This is a genomic window from Altererythrobacter sp. H2 (assembly GCF_035319885.1).
Taxonomy (GTDB): Bacteria; Pseudomonadota; Alphaproteobacteria; order Sphingomonadales; family Sphingomonadaceae; genus 34-65-8.
This window is the reverse complement of sequence record NZ_CP141285.1, coordinates 1,099,707-1,114,318: the sequence shown is the minus strand read 5'-3', so window position 1 is coordinate 1,114,318 and position 14,612 is coordinate 1,099,707. Positions and strand designations below refer to the sequence as shown.

General features: G+C 65.4%; 18 protein-coding genes. 6 read left to right on the top strand and 12 right to left on the bottom strand.

Annotated elements, in window-relative coordinates; genetic code table 11:
* Positions 1-3 precede the first annotated feature (3 nt).
* The gene (locus U4960_RS05635; protein WP_324262594.1) at positions 4-258 is read right to left on the bottom strand and encodes a ribbon-helix-helix protein, CopG family; all 255 of its coding nucleotides are present in this window, start codon (positions 256-258) and stop codon (positions 4-6) included.
* Positions 259-288: 30 nt separating this feature from the next.
* Positions 289-1,191: a DMT family transporter gene (locus U4960_RS05630; RefSeq protein ID WP_324262593.1), complete on the bottom strand. Its 903-nt coding sequence runs from the start codon at positions 1,189-1,191 to the stop codon at positions 289-291.
* A 147-nt stretch (positions 1,192-1,338) separates the two neighbouring features.
* Between U4960_RS05630 and U4960_RS05625 the strand changes: the two genes are divergently transcribed.
* Together U4960_RS05625 and U4960_RS05620 are read left to right on the top strand one after the other, a co-directional pair.
* Positions 1,339-2,346, top strand: coding sequence for a glycosyltransferase family 2 protein (locus U4960_RS05625; RefSeq protein ID WP_324262592.1), 1,008 nt, complete (start codon positions 1,339-1,341; stop codon positions 2,344-2,346).
* Complete coding sequence (locus tag U4960_RS05620; RefSeq protein ID WP_324262591.1) at positions 2,343-4,001, top strand: hypothetical protein; 1,659 nt, start codon at positions 2,343-2,345, stop codon at positions 3,999-4,001. Before U4960_RS05625 ends, U4960_RS05620 begins: the two co-directional genes overlap by 4 nt.
* Here the strand turns inward: U4960_RS05620 and U4960_RS05615 are convergent, their stop codons facing one another.
* Together U4960_RS05615 and U4960_RS05610 are read right to left on the bottom strand one after the other, a co-directional pair.
* Positions 4,002-4,850 (bottom strand): hypothetical protein, encoded by an 849-nt coding sequence (locus U4960_RS05615; protein ID WP_324262590.1) that lies wholly within the window; start codon positions 4,848-4,850, stop codon positions 4,002-4,004. It abuts the gene before it with no gap.
* Positions 4,843-5,493 (bottom strand): class I SAM-dependent methyltransferase, encoded by a 651-nt coding sequence (locus tag U4960_RS05610; protein WP_324262589.1) that lies wholly within the window; start codon positions 5,491-5,493, stop codon positions 4,843-4,845. The genes U4960_RS05615 and U4960_RS05610 overlap by 8 nt, the downstream gene beginning before the upstream one ends.
* Before the next feature lie 212 nt (positions 5,494-5,705).
* Here U4960_RS05610 and U4960_RS05605 point away from each other — a divergent pair, with 212 nt between their 5' ends.
* Positions 5,706-7,223, top strand: coding sequence for a CpaF family protein (locus U4960_RS05605; protein WP_324262588.1), 1,518 nt, complete (start codon positions 5,706-5,708; stop codon positions 7,221-7,223).
* Between the two features lie 6 nt (positions 7,224-7,229).
* Here U4960_RS05605 and U4960_RS05600 read toward each other — a convergent pair whose 3' ends face one another.
* From U4960_RS05600 to U4960_RS05585, 4 genes are all read right to left on the bottom strand, one after another.
* Positions 7,230-8,447, bottom strand: a complete 1,218-nt coding sequence (locus U4960_RS05600; RefSeq protein ID WP_324262587.1) for a tetratricopeptide repeat protein — start codon at positions 8,445-8,447, stop codon at positions 7,230-7,232.
* Between the two features lie 140 nt (positions 8,448-8,587).
* Positions 8,588-9,268, bottom strand: a complete 681-nt coding sequence (locus U4960_RS05595) for a DUF4331 family protein (protein WP_324262586.1) — start codon at positions 9,266-9,268, stop codon at positions 8,588-8,590.
* Positions 9,261-9,935 carry a DUF4331 family protein gene (locus tag U4960_RS05590; protein WP_324262585.1) on the bottom strand — a complete coding sequence of 225 codons (675 nt, stop codon included), beginning with the start codon at positions 9,933-9,935 and terminating at the stop codon, positions 9,261-9,263. Before U4960_RS05590 ends, U4960_RS05595 begins: the two co-directional genes overlap by 8 nt.
* A gap of 121 nt (positions 9,936-10,056) precedes the next feature.
* The gene (locus U4960_RS05585; protein ID WP_324262584.1) at positions 10,057-10,299 is read right to left on the bottom strand and encodes a hypothetical protein; all 243 of its coding nucleotides are present in this window, start codon (positions 10,297-10,299) and stop codon (positions 10,057-10,059) included.
* Between the two features lie 71 nt (positions 10,300-10,370).
* Between U4960_RS05585 and U4960_RS05580 the strand changes: the two genes are divergently transcribed.
* From U4960_RS05580 to U4960_RS05570, 3 genes are all read left to right on the top strand, one after another.
* Positions 10,371-11,294, top strand: a complete 924-nt coding sequence (locus tag U4960_RS05580; protein WP_324262583.1) for a DMT family transporter — start codon at positions 10,371-10,373, stop codon at positions 11,292-11,294.
* Positions 11,295-11,338: 44 nt separating this feature from the next.
* The gene (locus U4960_RS05575; RefSeq protein WP_324262582.1) at positions 11,339-11,467 is read left to right on the top strand and encodes an entericidin A/B family lipoprotein; all 129 of its coding nucleotides are present in this window, start codon (positions 11,339-11,341) and stop codon (positions 11,465-11,467) included.
* An 89-nt stretch (positions 11,468-11,556) separates the two neighbouring features.
* On the top strand, positions 11,557-11,685 hold the full coding sequence (locus U4960_RS05570; RefSeq protein ID WP_324262581.1) for an entericidin A/B family lipoprotein: 129 nt from the start codon (positions 11,557-11,559) through the stop codon (positions 11,683-11,685).
* Between the two features lie 14 nt (positions 11,686-11,699).
* On the opposite strand, the gene U4960_RS05565 is transcribed toward U4960_RS05570, so the two are convergent.
* Genes U4960_RS05565 through U4960_RS05550 form a run of 4 tightly spaced genes read right to left on the bottom strand, consistent with a single transcriptional unit; the run spans position 11,700 to position 14,608 of the window.
* The gene (locus tag U4960_RS05565) at positions 11,700-12,293 is read right to left on the bottom strand and encodes a DUF938 domain-containing protein (protein ID WP_324263067.1); all 594 of its coding nucleotides are present in this window, start codon (positions 12,291-12,293) and stop codon (positions 11,700-11,702) included.
* Positions 12,290-12,745 carry an ABA4-like family protein gene (locus tag U4960_RS05560; RefSeq protein ID WP_324262580.1) on the bottom strand — a complete coding sequence of 152 codons (456 nt, stop codon included), beginning with the start codon at positions 12,743-12,745 and terminating at the stop codon, positions 12,290-12,292. Before U4960_RS05560 ends, U4960_RS05565 begins: the two co-directional genes overlap by 4 nt.
* Complete coding sequence (locus U4960_RS05555; RefSeq protein WP_324262579.1) at positions 12,742-13,449, bottom strand: NAD(P)H-binding protein; 708 nt, start codon at positions 13,447-13,449, stop codon at positions 12,742-12,744. Before U4960_RS05555 ends, U4960_RS05560 begins: the two co-directional genes overlap by 4 nt.
* On the bottom strand, positions 13,442-14,608 hold the full coding sequence (locus U4960_RS05550) for a deoxyguanosinetriphosphate triphosphohydrolase (protein WP_324262578.1): 1,167 nt from the start codon (positions 14,606-14,608) through the stop codon (positions 13,442-13,444). Before U4960_RS05550 ends, U4960_RS05555 begins: the two co-directional genes overlap by 8 nt.
* Positions 14,609-14,612 lie beyond the last annotated feature (4 nt).

Below are 14,612 nucleotides of genomic sequence, written 5' to 3'. Positions count from 1 at the left end.
GAACTATATGTCTTCGTGGGGCGTGCGGTCCTCACGAATGGCGCGCTGGTACTCCAGGCCCTCCGGAATGTCCGTGCGGTGCTTCCACAGCCCGGCGCCGCGCCTGATCCAGCTCTTGTTGCCATCACCCGGCGAATGGGCCCGGTAACCTGCCACCGCCTCCCGCAGCACCTGGGCGCGCGACTTACCCTGCTCGGCGGCGAGCTGGTCGAGCCAGGTAATGTCATCATCCGGCAGGTCGGCGAGGATGCGGGTCATGATATACTGATATCATATCATGATATCATGTCAACGCTCGCGAAGACCGCTCTGGACGTTCCGGCCACTGCTCCAAAGATAGAGGCCAGCCGCGATGATGACGATCGCCCCGCCGAGCGTCGCCAGGCCGGGCCGGTCACCGAACACCAGCCACCCCATCACGCTGGCAACAAGCAACTGCACATAAGTCATCGGCGCAATGGTCGCCGCGCCGGCGCGGGTCGTACCGAGATAGATCAGCCAGTGCGCCGAGCTGGCCGTGACGGCCACGAGGGCGCAGCGCGCCACCACCGACCAGTCCGGCCAGCCGACCTGCAGCAGTGGTGCCCCGCTGAAATGCCCGCCGATGGCAACAAGGGTCAGCACCGGCGCGGCCGTTACGGCCACGAACACCTGCATCGACAGCGCGCTGCCCTGCCCCGCCGCGGCCCGGTTCGCGATCATCATCAGGCTGAAGAAGAACGCCGAGGCCAAGGGCAGGAGCCCGACCCAGCCGAGCTCGGCCACGTTGGGCTGGAGGATCAGCGAGACCCCGCCAAAAGCCACCAGCGAGGCAATCCATACCGGCGGGCGGACCTTTTCGCCAAGCAGCGGCCCGCTGAGCAAGGCCGTGAGCAGCGGAGACAGGAACGCCACCGCCGTCGCCTCGGCCAGCGGCATGACGAAGATGGCGCAGAAGAACAGCAGAGAAGCTATGGCGAGGCACAGCCCGCGGGCAATCTGGAGCAGGGGCCGGGTCGGGCGGAACGCGGCCCCGCCTTCGTTGAGCGCCAGAAGCGCGGACAGGCCGACGGCCCCGAAGGCAAAACGCAGCGCCCCCACGGCCAGTGGCGACCATTCGCCTGCCATGGTCTTGATGACCGTATCCCCCATCGAAAGCAGGGCAAAACCGGCAAGGGCGAGGAGCATGCCCCGCCGGGCGGAGGTGTTCATATGGGTTATCCTGTTGCTCCCCGGCGGATAGCCACCTAGACCTCCAAACGGGGGCGCGCCAGTGCGGAGAAGTATAGTTTACCGATCCTTAATGGCTGCCGCTTAATCCCCGGGCTAGCCGAGGCAGAGCTTCGGTCCGGAGGCCCAATGACCAAGCTGATCATCCAGATCCCCTGTTACAACGAGGCCGAGAGCCTGCCCGAAACGCTGGTGGCCTTGCCCCGGCGGATTGCGGGAGTCGATACGGTCGAAATTCTGGTGATCGACGATGGCAGCCATGACGGCACGGCCGAGGTCGCCCGGCGGTTCGGGGTCCATCACATCGTGCGGCATCGCCGCAACCGCGGCCTCGCCGCCGCCTTCCAGAGCGGGATCGGTGCGGCGCTGGCCGCCGGCGCAGACATCATCGTCAACACCGATGCAGACGGACAATACGTCGGCGAAGATATTGCCCTGCTGGTGGCGCCGATCGTCGCGCAGGAGGCCGACATCGTGATCGGCGACCGGGGCGTGCGCGACAATGCCCACTTCGGGCCGTTCAAGCGCTCGCTCCAGCGGCTCGGCAGCGCCGTCGTGCGTCGCCTCGCCCGCGCGGAAGTCACTGACGCAGTCAGCGGGTTCCGTGCGATCAGCCGCGCCGCCGCGCAGCAGATCACGATCACCACCGAATTTTCCTACACCACCGACATGCTGATCCAGGCCGGGCGCAAGCGGCTCAAGATCACAAGCGTTTCCATCCGCACCAACCCGACATCGCGGCCGTCGCGGCTGTTCAAGTCGATCCCCGAATTCATTTCGCGGCAACTGGTCACGATGGCCCGGGCCTATGCGACCTATAACCCCCTGCGGACATTCGCTCTGATCGGCGGGGTGCTGGCTGTTGTCGGGTTGCTGCCCATCCTCCGCTTCCTCTGGTTCTGGGCGAGCGGGGATGCGGACGGGCATGTGCAATCGCTCGTGCTGGGCGGGGCCTTGCTGGTGCTGGGCACGATGACCGGTCTGATGGGCATTCTCGCCGACCTGATTGGTGCAAACCGCAAGCTCCAGGAAGCGACCCTGCTTCGCCTGCATCTGCTGGAAGAACGACTGGGAGCCGGCGCGGACAAGGGCCAGGCAGAACAATCGCCGCCTTCGCCCCGCAAAACGGCCGCATGAACGGCGGCGGCTGGCGGACGATGTGGGCCGCCCGGCGCGATCCCGCGCTGATCCCGATTGGGCTGGTTTTCGCGCTCGCTTTCGCGTTGCAGGTCGAGCTGGTGATCAACCGGCCGGTCAACTGGGATGAATTCTTTCACCTGACGGAAGCCCATGCCTTCGCACAGGGTCGGCTGACCGAAGTGCTTCAGGTGCTCTATGCGCGGGCTTTCGGCTGGCTGGCGTGGCTGCCGATTGACGCGATTGACCAGATCCGGGTGGCCCGGGTTTTCATGCAGGCGTGCAACCTGTTCACCGTGTTGGCCATCTGCGCCATGGCAGCCCGGTTCGTGCCGCCGGTACCCGCCGCGCTGGCTGGCCTGGCCTATTACACCGGCGGGTATGTTTTCGAACACGCGTTTTCCTATCGCGCCGATCCGATTGCAGCCGCCTTCCTGATGGGCGCGCTCTGGATTCTCCTGTCTAGCCGCCTGCGTCCGCTGGCTCTGCTGGGGGCGGCCGCACTGTGCGGACTGGCGGTACTGACGACCATCAAGGTGATATTCTACGCCCCGGCCTTCGCGGGGATATTCTGGCTGCGGCTGGTGGAGGCGGAGGACCGCAAGGCCATGATGCTGCGCCTCGCCGCGTTTGTCCTGGCGGCTCTGGCCTTCGCCGCGCTCTTCCTCGGGCTGACTATGCTGACCCTGCCCTCCGGTGCAGCGGCGGCAGGCAAGACCCTCCACACGTCCGGCACCATGATGTTCAACGAGGGGCTATTCCCGCGCTGGCCCTATATCTTCAAGGCCATGGCGCTTGCCCCGGTGCTGGGCCTGGCCGTGCTCGCCGCGCCCGCTGCCCTGATCCAGACCAGTGCCGACCGGGCGGTCAAGATCGCCATGATCGGCCTGCTCCTGCCGCTGCTCAGCATCGCCTTCTATCGCAACAGCTTCCCCTATTATTACGTCTTCATCCTGCCGCCCGTGGTGGTCGGCACGGCATGGAGTTTCCAGCAACTGTTGACGCAGTTTCCGCTCAGGCTCGTCGCGGCGGCTCTGGCGGTGAATGCGGCTTTGCTCAGCTTTGCCACGCCCCGCGCGGTCCTGCCTGTTCAGCATCAGGTCGTGGCTGCAGTGCACGAGATCTTCCCCGAACCGGTCGCCTATTTCGATTTTCCCGGCATGATCGTGGACTATCCCAAGGCCAACTTCTTCATGACCACCTGGGGCTTTCACAAGTACTGGCGGGGATACGAGCCCTCCTTCAGCGATGCCATGGCCTCGCAGACAGTGCCGATGATGGTCGTGAACCACCAGATCCTGGCCGATAACCATACAAAGGCTGGCGGCGCGCCCGAATTGCGCCCGGAAGATCGCATTGCGCTGCGCGAAGGGTTCATTCCGCACTGGGGCCCGATCTGGGTTGCTGGAAAGAGCTTCGGCGCGGAAGCCACGGACGTGACGTTCCGGATCCATGCCCCGGGGTTCTATACGCTTGAAGGTGGCTCCGCGCGGATCAACGGGCAAACGGTTGTGGCGGGGCAGACCATCCGGCTGGGCCGCGGTCAGCACCGCTTAGAGCGGTCAGGGCAAGGCACGATCCGGCTGCGCTGGGGCAGGAACCTGCGCCGTCCCGCCTATCCGTTTGCGGGCGAGCCGATCTTCAAGGACTTCTGATCAGCGTGACCGCGCCAGCGCCGTAAGGCCGAACACGAGGTCGCCCAGGATCGAGGAAATGCGCAAGGCCAGCACGGCAACCGTCACCTCTGCCGGACCTGCGACCGAGGCAGCGAGCACGATCAGCGTTGCTTCGCGCACCCCCAGCCCCCCAGGCGCAATCGGCACCAGAAAACCAGCCAGCCACGCCAGCAGGAAGAGACCGGCAAAGCTGGCAAACGCACTCCCTTCCGGGAAAAGGGCCATGCCGGTCATCGCGGCCGCCGCTCCAAATCCGCCGAAGGCGAGCACCTGAAGCGCCAGCGCGCGAAAAGGCGCCCGTGGCGCCCACAGCAGGGCCATGATCAGACCAGCCGATCCGGCCGAAGCCAGCACGGGATTGGCCCAGGCAAGCAGCAGCAAAGCGGCCACCGTGAGGCTTGCCGCGAGATGAATCACGATTTCATCCACGCTCGCCTGTGCCAGCCTTGTGTGGGCAATGCCTGCGCGACTGCCTCCCACCTGGCGGCTGACATACTGGAAGACAGAACCCGGCAGATACTTGGTCAGCACGCCGCTGCCATAGATTCCCAGCGCACGCCGCGTCGGGATACTTCCGGCGGGGTCAGCCAGGATTGCCCACGCCCGGGCAAGCAGGGCATCGGACGCCGCAAACAGCAATGTGGCAGCGGACATGGCTGCCACCAGCGGCCACGAGGCCTTGCTCAGCAGTTCGCCTGCGCCAAGCCCGATAAGCCTGTGGCCAAGAAAGCCAACCGCAACCAGCAGGACTGCACCGCCGCCCCAGCGCAGGGCGATGCGGGCAGGCGCTCCTTGCATGATCGAACGGATGGCCCCCCGTTCAAGCATGAAGAATGCTGGAGTGGTCCGGATAGGGCACACAGTAGCTGCGGCCGAAGAAATGGCGCTCGGTCAGGCCGCTGCGCGCGAGGCCCGCACGGTAGCGGCGGCGCCCGGAATCGTCGAACAGCACGATGCCGTCCGGCTTCAGGAAGGGCAGCGCGCGATTGAGGCAGGCAATCCGGTCCCGCCCGTCAACCACGATCAGGTCGAACAGACCGCCAGCTTCCTCGATGGCGTTGACGTATGCTCCACCGTCGAGTTCCCGATGCCACAGGCTGGCATTCGGAAACGGGATCAGCAAAGGCTGCAACCGGTCGGACCAGTCCCGATGGTGTTCGACACTGATGACCTGTGCTGCCCGCCGGGCGAGCCAGGCAGTGCTGGCCCCCGAACCGTATTCGAACACCCGGGCATCGGTGCGCGCAGAAAGGTGCTCTGCCACTTCCCGCGTGGCACCAACGTGCCACCATGGGCAATCGAGCGCGATCATCCGTTCCGGCTGGTGGATTGCCAGAAGCGAACCTGCCCAGCGTGACCAGCCATAGGGATCCTGTTTGCCCGCGCGGGCGATGAAGTCTTCCATCGGAGCAAGCCCGGCAAGTGCCTGAGCAGATGAGGAATAACAGGTCTTTGCCAGTCCGATTGCCATAGTACCACTCTCACGCGAAGGTTGTCCCGCAACGTTATGGGAAGCGGCGTTAAGAATTCGCTAATCATGATTTTGCCGCTGCCGCCGGTTCGCAAAATTTGCCGGAAGTTAGGAAATCGGAAAAGTTTCCACGTTATTCACCTTCTCCGTAACGAGTGCGGTATCCATGCGACACGCAGGGAGAGCGCCAGAGATTGAGGGATTGGCAGGCAATGAGCGCATTCGGACGCAGAAACGGACCGGGGGGAATGGCCCCCGGCGCGCGCCCCCAATTCGGCGTTGCCCGCCCGATGAAGGGCAGTGACGGAGGCAAGCCTGCTCCGCTGCCCGGCGGCGACCAGTTCCCGCCCTTGCCGGGCGAAGGCGCGGCACCGCCGGCCGATTCCGGACAGCCCAACAAGTCAGATGCGATGACCCGCCTGTCGGACCGCGCCAACGCGGTCCATACCCAGCAGGAAGTGGGCGGGTTCGAGGCCAGCGTCCACAAGATCAAGGAGCAGGTGCTGCCGCGCCTGCTTGAACGGGTCGATCCCGAAGCTGCCGCCACCTTGTCCAAGGAAGAACTTTCCGAAGAGTTCCGCCCGATCATCATGGAGGTGCTGGCCGAGCTCAAGATCACTCTTAACCGGCGCGAGCAGTTCGCGCTGGAAAAGGTGCTGATTGACGAGTTGCTCGGCTTCGGCCCGCTCGAGGAACTACTCAACGATCCCGATATTTCCGATATCATGGTCAACGGGCCGGACCAGACCTACATCGAAAAGAAGGGCAAGCTGGTCATTGCCCCGATCCAGTTCCGCGACGAGCAGCACCTGTTCCAGATCGCCCAGCGGATCGTCAACCAGGTCGGCCGCCGCGTCGACCAGACCACCCCGCTGGCCGACGCCCGCCTCAAGGACGGCAGCCGTGTGAACGTGATCGTGCCGCCGCTTTCGCTACGCGGCACCGCGATCTCGATCCGTAAATTCTCCGAAAAGCCGATCACCCTCGACATGCTCAAGGACTTCGGTTCGATGAGCGAGAAGATGTGTACCGCACTCAAGATCGCAGGCGCCTGCCGGATGAACGTGGTGATCTCCGGCGGTACCGGCTCGGGTAAAACCACCATGCTCAACGCCCTGTCGAAGATGATCGACCCGGGCGAGCGCGTGCTGACGATCGAAGACGCGGCGGAATTGCGCTTGCAGCAGCCGCACTGGCTGCCGCTCGAAACCCGCCCGCCCAACCTGGAAGGTCAGGGCGCGATTACCATTGGCGACCTTGTGAAGAACGCGCTGCGTATGCGGCCTGACCGGATCATCCTGGGCGAAATTCGCGGCGCGGAGTGTTTCGACCTGCTCGCCGCGATGAACACCGGCCACGACGGTTCGATGTGTACGCTCCACGCCAACAGCCCGCGCGAATGCCTGGGCCGCATGGAAAACATGATCCTGATGGGCGACATCAAGATCCCGAAGGAAGCCATTTCGCGCCAGATCGCCGAATCGGTCGACCTGATCGTGCAGGTGAAGCGCCTGCGCGACGGTTCGCGCCGCACCACCGAGGTCACAGAAGTGATCGGGATGGAGGGCGACGTGATCGTGACCCAGTCGCTGTTCAAGTTCGAGTATCTCGACGAGACCGACGACGGCAAGATCATCGGCGAATTCCGCTCGTCCGGCTTGCGCCCTTATACGCTGGAAAAGGCCCGCCAGTTCGGCTTCGACCAGGCCTATCTGGAAGCCTGCCTCTGACCCGCCTCAGTGATGGCCGAATGCGAGCAGGTCAGCCCGCGGATGATAGGCCTGCGGGCTGATCGCAAGCGCTTGCCGCCGGGCGCGCGCCGCACAGGTGCGATCGCCGATCTGCGTGCAGACATCTGCCAGCACACGGTATTGCTCGGTAGAGCGCCACCCGGTCCGCTCCAGTTCTTCGAGAATTGCCCGCGCACTTTGCGCACGCCCCCGCGCCAGCGCCGCTCGGGCAAGGCCGATGCGGCCATCGCCATAAGGCCTTGCCCGGTAGTTCAGCGCCGCCAGTCGCCACGCGCGGACCGGGTCGCCCGCCGCCAGCGCCGCTTCGAATGCATGGTCGGCATAGGCTTCAGGGTGGCTGTCCACGCGCGCGTTCCACAACGCTGCGGCCCGGACCGCCAGCGCATCGGCATCCGCCGTCCGGCCCATCGCCCGATACAGGGCCGCGAGCGCATCCATCACGGAAGGGCGCTCGGCACCGGTCATCGCCTCGCGGTAAAGCATTTCAGCTGTGGCGAAGTCGCTGCGCACGGCGGCCATCTGGCCCAGATGGGCTTTGACCAGCCACCAGTCGGGAAAGGCCCGGTCCGCTGCGCTGAAGAGGCGCTCGGCGGCAGCCCAGTTTCCTGATTGCAGCTCTATCGCACCCAGCTGGAGCAGATAGCTCGCCCGCATCCAGGGCGTTGTTGTCGCCCGGTCGGCCAGACCTCGCCCCAGCAGCGTCCGTGCCGCATCGAAATCACCCATGTGGCGATGCCAGTCGGCCAGTCGCACCATAGTGCCCGGGCTGCGTTCGATCCGGTCCGCCGCGCGATAGTGCCGGATCGCCCTGGCATAGTGTCCGGCGTAGAACGCTACATCGCCCCGGATCGCCTCCGCTTCGGCCAGATCGCTTGGAGCGGGCGGGATGGCAAAATGCGCCAGCCGGGCGACTTCTTCCCTGGCAATCGTGTTCTGGTGCAGCGACAGCGCAACCACGGCCCGGGCCAGAACCGGACCGCTGGCTGCGGGTGCCGCGGCCCGGGCCGCGTTGACCGCGTCAAGCGCTGCTGCATGGTCCGCGTGCGACCCGTTGAGCTGGCCGCGGGCGTGCAATACCATGGCGAGGGTTTCCAGCGGCATCCACTGTCCGGGGCTGGCCTCGACCCGTGCACGCTCCCGCGCTACGTCGCGCTGGAGGGTGGCCAGCGCGGACGGGAAATCGGCCGGGCCCCATCCCGCCACGGTATCCTGCGCTGAAGTCCGTACAAGGGATGTGCTTCTGTCAGCCAGCCGCTGTCCGACCGCGATCACCAGAAGCGCGAAAACCAGAAGAACGAGGCAGCGGAAGAGAGAGAAACGGGGTGCCGCCGCCCGGAGTGCGCTCATTCGGGTATCGCACACGGCGTCAGGCCTGCTGCCTTCAGGTCATCGATCAGCGCGTCGGTCAGCAGTTTCAGCTGGGCGGAAAGCTCGGGCACGAATTCCCCCGTCGCGTCATCGACGGGATCGGCATCGTTGAACGGGTTCTTCAGGGGCCCGCCGACCAGTGCCGGCGAAACCGCCGGCATCCCGGTGCGATCAACCCGCACATAGGCGCTGGCAGGCTGGTCCGCGAAGGCGAATGTGGTCGCAGTATCCGAGCCCGACAGCGGCGGGTTGCCCTGGGGAAGCGCGAGATAGGGGAAATCGGGCCTGAACGGCCGGTCGTTTGCCGGCGGATTGAGCGGGATCCTGAACAGGGTATCCGGCGCATGGACATCCAGATCGAGAAATATCGCGGCCAGCGTGATGTCGATCACCGGGTCCTGCAAACGCCGCCCATTGGGAAAGCCCGCCGGTTTGGACAGGTCGACCGTTATCGTGTCCGGCACGATCAATCCTGCAACCGTCGAGCCCGTTCCCGGCACGATCTGGTTGAGACACGGGGTGACGCTGAAACTGGTCGCCGAGGGCGGCGGCGATGGCGCAGGGGTCGGGGCGTCTTCGCCGCCGCACCCCGCAATGCCGAGCGCTATCATGGCCGGAAGTCCCAGCCTTGCTGCCAGGCGGGCTCGATCAGCCATTGACCTGCCCTCCCAACCGATCGCTGGTGGTCCAGAAATCCAGTGCAGCGGCACCGTTTTCAAGCCGGTCCCGGGGGATTTCGATGACGAAGGCGGTAATGTTCTGGGCCCCGAAAAAGTCGCGGTCATTGCGGAACCGCAGCGTTCCCGTTTCGCGCGATTCGCGCAGTCCCTGTGAATCGAAGAAAAAAGGATCATCCGTCAGGCCGGCAAACACCTTCACTCCCTCTTGCTCGAGCTCGCGTTCGACGGATCCGGTAATGTCGCCCGTCACGCCGGGCACACCGCGTACCCGGACCCCCCAGGGGCCATCCGCGACACCCGCTTCCTGAGCGAACTGGAAGGTGATCGGAAAGTCAGCAGTTGTCCGGGGCGCCTTGTTCGAGATTGCCAAGGTGTAGAGCACATCAGGATCGTACCGGGCCGGAAGGCCGGGCGCCGCCGGACCGCCGAAGGTCACGATCATCGTTACCTTGGTGGCGTCATGGAAAACGTACAGGTCTGCAATGTCGGCCGGAAAATCAGGCGTGCTGTCATTGCTGGGGTTTGTTCGCGCAGGCGGATCGAGATGGTCGGCGGCCGGCAACGCCTGCTCTCCGGCCAGATAGACTGCAGGGGCCACGATGAGTGCCCCCGCCAGACCTGCCACAACCATTCGCTTGTTCACTACGCACGCCTCCCTTGCGCGAGATACAGGACGGCTGCGACCCACCGAGTCCTTGTTCGACTTCGGTCAGGTGGGAAGATGAGCCAACCACACCGGCACGTCAATGAAGTTGGGCCCTGCCCTACCCCTGCAGTATGGCCTTCACGCCAAAGAGGATGAACATCGCGCCGCACAAGGTGGCCGCAAGAAAGATACCGGTCCATGGCACCCAGCCCACCTGGTCAAGGCTGGGCCGTGCATTGCGGCGCTTCTCCGCCACCACGGCAATGGCGGCAAGCAGCCAGCAGCCCAATCCTGCTGCTGCAAGCAGCTTGGCTTCACTGGCAAAGACGAGGAACTGGTGCAGCATGACAGCTGCGGGCATATGGGGCGCAGCTTGAAGGCTGGCAAGCCAATGCCCCTTGCACCGGACGGCCGGGTGCCTATGCCCGCATCGTGACGACGCACCAGAACCATCACCGGCCCATGCTCGCGCTCGTCATCAGGCTGGGCGCCGCGCTGGTCCTTTCGGTCATGCTGCTGCTCGTCAAGCTGGCCAGCGAGAGCGGCATCCATCTTGCCGAAATCCTGTTCTGGCGACAGGTTCCCACCGTCGCCCTGATCGCAGCCTGGCTGGTTGCCACCGGCGGGCTGGCACGCCTGCAGACGCGGCGACTGGGCAAGCATGGGCTGAGGGCCGCCTACGGCCTTGTCGGCATGGCGCTGAATTTCGGCGCGGTGACCCTGCTGCCCCTGGCCGAGGCGACCACGATCAACTTCACCACCGCGTTCTGGGCGGTGATCCTGTCCGCCCTGATCCTGCACGAACGGGTCGGGCCATGGCGCTGGACGGCGGTCCTGCTCGGGTTCGGCGGGGTGCTGATCATCACCCAGCCCGGAGACGGCCATATTCCCCTGCTGGGCGCGCTGGTAGGCCTGGGGGCAGCGTTCATGATCGCCCTCATCTCCATCCAGGTGCGCGATCTGGCCCGGACTGACGAACCGCTTTCCATCGTGTTCTGGTTCTCGGCCTTCAGCATCCCGGTTCTGGGCGCGGCCATGCCGTTTGTGGCCACGGCACACAGCCCTTACCAGTGGAGCCTGCTGGCTGGCCTCGCCGGGTTCGGCCTGCTCGGTCAGCTACTGTTAACGGCATCCCTGCGTTATGGAGCGGTCGCCAGCGTGATCGTGATGGATTATTCCGCACTCATCTGGGCGACACTGCTTGGCTGGATGGCATTTGACCTCCTGCCACCCGCGACCACGTGGATCGGCGCTCCGCTGATCGTGAGCGCGGGCTTGATCATCGCCTGGCGGGAACACACGCTGGGCAAAACGCCCCGGTCCCCCGCCGTGGCGGCACAGGAACCCAACCCCTGACCGGGCATTGAATTGACCGGTGAGCAAGCCAAAGGAAGACTGACATGGCCCGCAAATTCATACTCGCTCTCGGCATCGCGGCGCTCTCGCTGACGGCAGCGGCCTGCAACACCGTCAAGGGGCTCGGCCGGGACATCGAATCCGTGGGTGAAGCAGGCGATCGCGCCATCTGAATTGCCGGCCAGCCGCCAGTCAGGAACACAACCTGCTGGCATCCGTTCATTCTGCTCCGGGGGCGGACATGGAATGAAGGAACAGCGCAATGGTTCGCAAACTTGCACTTGCTATCGGGGTCGCCGCCCTGTCGATCGCAGCTTCAGCCTGCAACACCGTCAAGGGTGTTGGCCAGGACATCGAGTCGGTTGGCGAGGCCGGTGACGACGCAATCTGACGCCCGCCTGACGGCTATCGACGCCGGTAGACCAGAGTGAGGTTATTGGCCGGCATTTGGTACCGGGCAGCGCGGAAGAAGCCGTGCTGCCCGGCCACCCGGTCCATATCCTTGACCTGCCGCAGCCCCCAGCGCGGGTCACGGGAGCGAAGATCGGCATCGAATGCTTCGTTTGAAGCCGCCGTTGGCAACCCCTCTTCGCGGTATGGTCCATACAGGATAATCGGCGCATTTATACCGAGACTCGCCGCTGCTCCGGCAAACAGCCCCTCGGTCGCTTGCCACGGGCTGATGTGCACCATGTTGATGCAGAGCACAGCGTCCGCGCGGTCAACCGGCCAGCCGGGCGCGCTTGCATCGAGGTGCAGGGGTTCGCGCAGGTTTTCGAGGCGGGCTTCTGCCGCCCATTCTGCAATCGATGCCAGCGCCGTGATATCGGCGTCGCTTGGTTGCCATTTGAGTTGCGGGAACGCTCGGGCGAAATAGACAGCGTGTTCGCCCGTTCCGCTCGCCACCTCCAGCACCCGACCGGCCAGGGGCAGCTCTTTGGCCAGAACGACGGCAATCGCCGCGCTGTTGCGCGCCGTGGCAGGGGCGTGCCGCTTCAGGACCAGCGCCCTTGCGCGCGGGCCCGCCGCTCCCGCACGACCAGCCAGACCAGCAGGCCAAGCGGCCCGGCAAGGAACGTGGCGAGCAGGATCGGCGCCTGGACCAGCCGGGAGAACTGCTTGGCATCGGCATCGCGCGCGATCCACAGCCCCACGAACAGGTCGAACGCCAGATAGTGGGTCCAGCCGATCGTCACCCCGCCATTGGAGCCGAAGATTGAGCGCACGCCTTCGATCGTGGTGAAATCCACTGCAGGATTGGCCGGCCCGACCGGATCGACCAGCCCGCCCAGCAGGCTCACCAGCCCGGCAGCATAAACCAGGCACAGCAGCCCGACCCCGAGGTAGAGCACTGCCGCCAGCAGCACCGGCTTGCGCGGCACCAGGATCAGCGCCGCCCAGGCGACCATTGCCAGCAGGTTGACCGCCCCGAACACCGCTTCCCAGCTCATCTCATGCTCTCCCCTGCCACAATGCGCGGTAGCGAGCGGGACGCGCGCCGGATCGCATCGTTGTCATGCACGAACCGGCCCTGGGTTGCCTTGAGCGCCAGTGCCAGAATGCCCTCCGCTACCACGAGCGCCGGGATCGAGCGGTATTGCCGCAATCTGCCATGCAGCAGCAGATCGGCCAGCGGACTGGCGATACTCGCGGCCCGCTCCCCCGGGCGTACATCGTCCTGGCGCGGTCCCTTCAGCAATCCGGGGCGGAGGATGTCGAGCCGCCTGAAACCGGCCTTCGCCAGATCGCGCTCAACCTCGCCCTTGACCCGCAGGTAAAAGTTCTTCGCCGTCGCGTCGGCCCCGACTGAACTGACCGCAATCATCCGCTCGACGCCGTGGATGCGCGCCGCGCGGGCCGTGTCCAGCACCAGTTGCTGATCGACCGCGCGAAAGGCCGCCTCGTCCTTCCCCGCTTTCTTCCACGTCGTGCCGAGCGCGCTGACCAGGACCTGCGGCCGGACCGCCTCGATCACTTCGCCCCACCGGGCCGGTTCAGCCACGAACATTTCCATCCGTGCGCCAGGGGGCAACGCCATCTCGCGCCGGGCAATCGCGGTCAGGCGCACATCTGCCCGGCCAACGCACAGTTCAATCAGCGATCGCCCGACCAGTCCGGTTGCCCCGACCAGCGCAATCCGCAGAGGCTCAGACATTGCGCAGGCCCTCCGGTTCCCTGCCGTATATTCGGGCATACTGGTCGATGGCATAACGGTCAGTCATCCCGGCGATGAAATCGGCAATATGGCGGGTGCGATGCGGCTCCTCTGGCGGTAGGGTGGCCCTCCACGCCGGTGGCAAGGTGCCCGGTTCCTGCTCGTAGGCAACGTAGAGCCGGGCCACCACGTCGCGGGCCCGCTCCGCCGTCGTCAGTTGCTCAGGGTGGTAATAGAGCCGCTCGTACAGGAACCGCTTGAGGCGGCGCTCTTCCTGCGCCATTCCTTCGGAAAACGTGGCCAGCGCCCGCCCTGCGGCCCGCACCTCGTCCACTGAAGCGAGGCCGGCGGTGGCGGCGCGGGTCTGCTCGATCACGTCGTTCACCATCAGGCCGATCTGGCACCGCACCAGTTCCCGCAGACGGCGGTCTCGCGGCGCGCCGGGGAACTGTGCCTCGACGCTGCGCCACTGGTCAGCGACGAGATCCAGTGTGAGAAGTTCCTCAAGCTGCAGGAACCCGGCCCGCAAGCCATCGTCGATATCGTGATTGTCGTACGCAATATCGTCCGCCAGCGCCGCCACCTGCGCCTCAAGCGAGGCATGGCTGGCAAGATCGAGCGGGTAGAATGCATCAAGTTCCGCCAGCGCCCAGTTCGGGCTGGTGACCGGGCCATTGTGCTTGGCCAGTCCTTCCAGCAGCTCCCAGCTCAGGTTCAGGCCGTCGTGATCGCAATAAGGGCTTTCGAGCCGCATCAGGGTGCGCAGGGTCTGGGCATTGTGGTCGAATCCGCCGTGTCGCTCGGTCGCGTGGGACAGGGCCTTTTCGCCCGCGTGGCCGAAGGGGGGATGGCCAATGTCATGCGCGAGACACAGCGCCTCGGTCAGGTCCTCGTCGAGGTGCAGCGCCCGGGCGATCACCCGGCCGATCTGGGCCACCTCCAGGCTGTGGGTCAGCCGGGTCCGGAAATGGTCGCCGTCGGGCGAGATGAAGACCTGGGTCTTGCTCTTGAGCCGGCGGAACGCGATCGAATGGATGATCCGGTCCCGGTCCCGCTGGAATTCGCTGCGGGGGCCGCGTGCGCCGCTGCGGTCCGTGCCGAACTCGCGCCCGCGGGATAGCGCGGGACAAGCTGCGAAAGGGGCACGGTCCGGCGTCACTGTG

What these genes read in the sequence shown, in the direction of transcription:
- U4960_RS05625 (WP_324262592.1), top strand. Translation starts at nt 1,339, where the DNA reads ATGACCAAGCTGATCATCCAGATCCCCTGTTACAACGAGGCCGAGAGC.
- U4960_RS05620 (WP_324262591.1), top strand. Translation starts at nt 2,343, where the DNA reads ATGAACGGCGGCGGCTGGCGGACGATGTGGGCCGCCCGGCGCGATCCC.
- U4960_RS05560 (WP_324262580.1), bottom strand. Translation starts at nt 12,745, where the DNA reads ATGAGCTGGGAAGCGGTGTTCGGGGCGGTCAACCTGCTGGCAATGGTC.
- U4960_RS05595 (WP_324262586.1), bottom strand. Translation starts at nt 9,268, where the DNA reads ATGGCTGATCGAGCCCGCCTGGCAGCAAGGCTGGGACTTCCGGCCATG.
- U4960_RS05615 (WP_324262590.1), bottom strand. Translation starts at nt 4,850, where the DNA reads ATGCTTGAACGGGGGGCCATCCGTTCGATCATGCAAGGAGCGCCTGCC.
- U4960_RS05610 (WP_324262589.1), bottom strand. Translation starts at nt 5,493, where the DNA reads ATGGCAATCGGACTGGCAAAGACCTGTTATTCCTCATCTGCTCAGGCA.
- U4960_RS05585 (WP_324262584.1), bottom strand. Translation starts at nt 10,299, where the DNA reads ATGCCCGCAGCTGTCATGCTGCACCAGTTCCTCGTCTTTGCCAGTGAA.
- U4960_RS05575 (WP_324262582.1), top strand. Translation starts at nt 11,339, where the DNA reads ATGGCCCGCAAATTCATACTCGCTCTCGGCATCGCGGCGCTCTCGCTG.
- U4960_RS05555 (WP_324262579.1), bottom strand. Translation starts at nt 13,449, where the DNA reads ATGTCTGAGCCTCTGCGGATTGCGCTGGTCGGGGCAACCGGACTGGTC.
- U4960_RS05630 (WP_324262593.1), bottom strand. Translation starts at nt 1,191, where the DNA reads ATGAACACCTCCGCCCGGCGGGGCATGCTCCTCGCCCTTGCCGGTTTT.
- U4960_RS05635 (WP_324262594.1), bottom strand. Translation starts at nt 258, where the DNA reads ATGACCCGCATCCTCGCCGACCTGCCGGATGATGACATTACCTGGCTC.
- U4960_RS05570 (WP_324262581.1), top strand. Translation starts at nt 11,557, where the DNA reads ATGGTTCGCAAACTTGCACTTGCTATCGGGGTCGCCGCCCTGTCGATC.
- U4960_RS05605 (WP_324262588.1), top strand. Translation starts at nt 5,706, where the DNA reads ATGAGCGCATTCGGACGCAGAAACGGACCGGGGGGAATGGCCCCCGGC.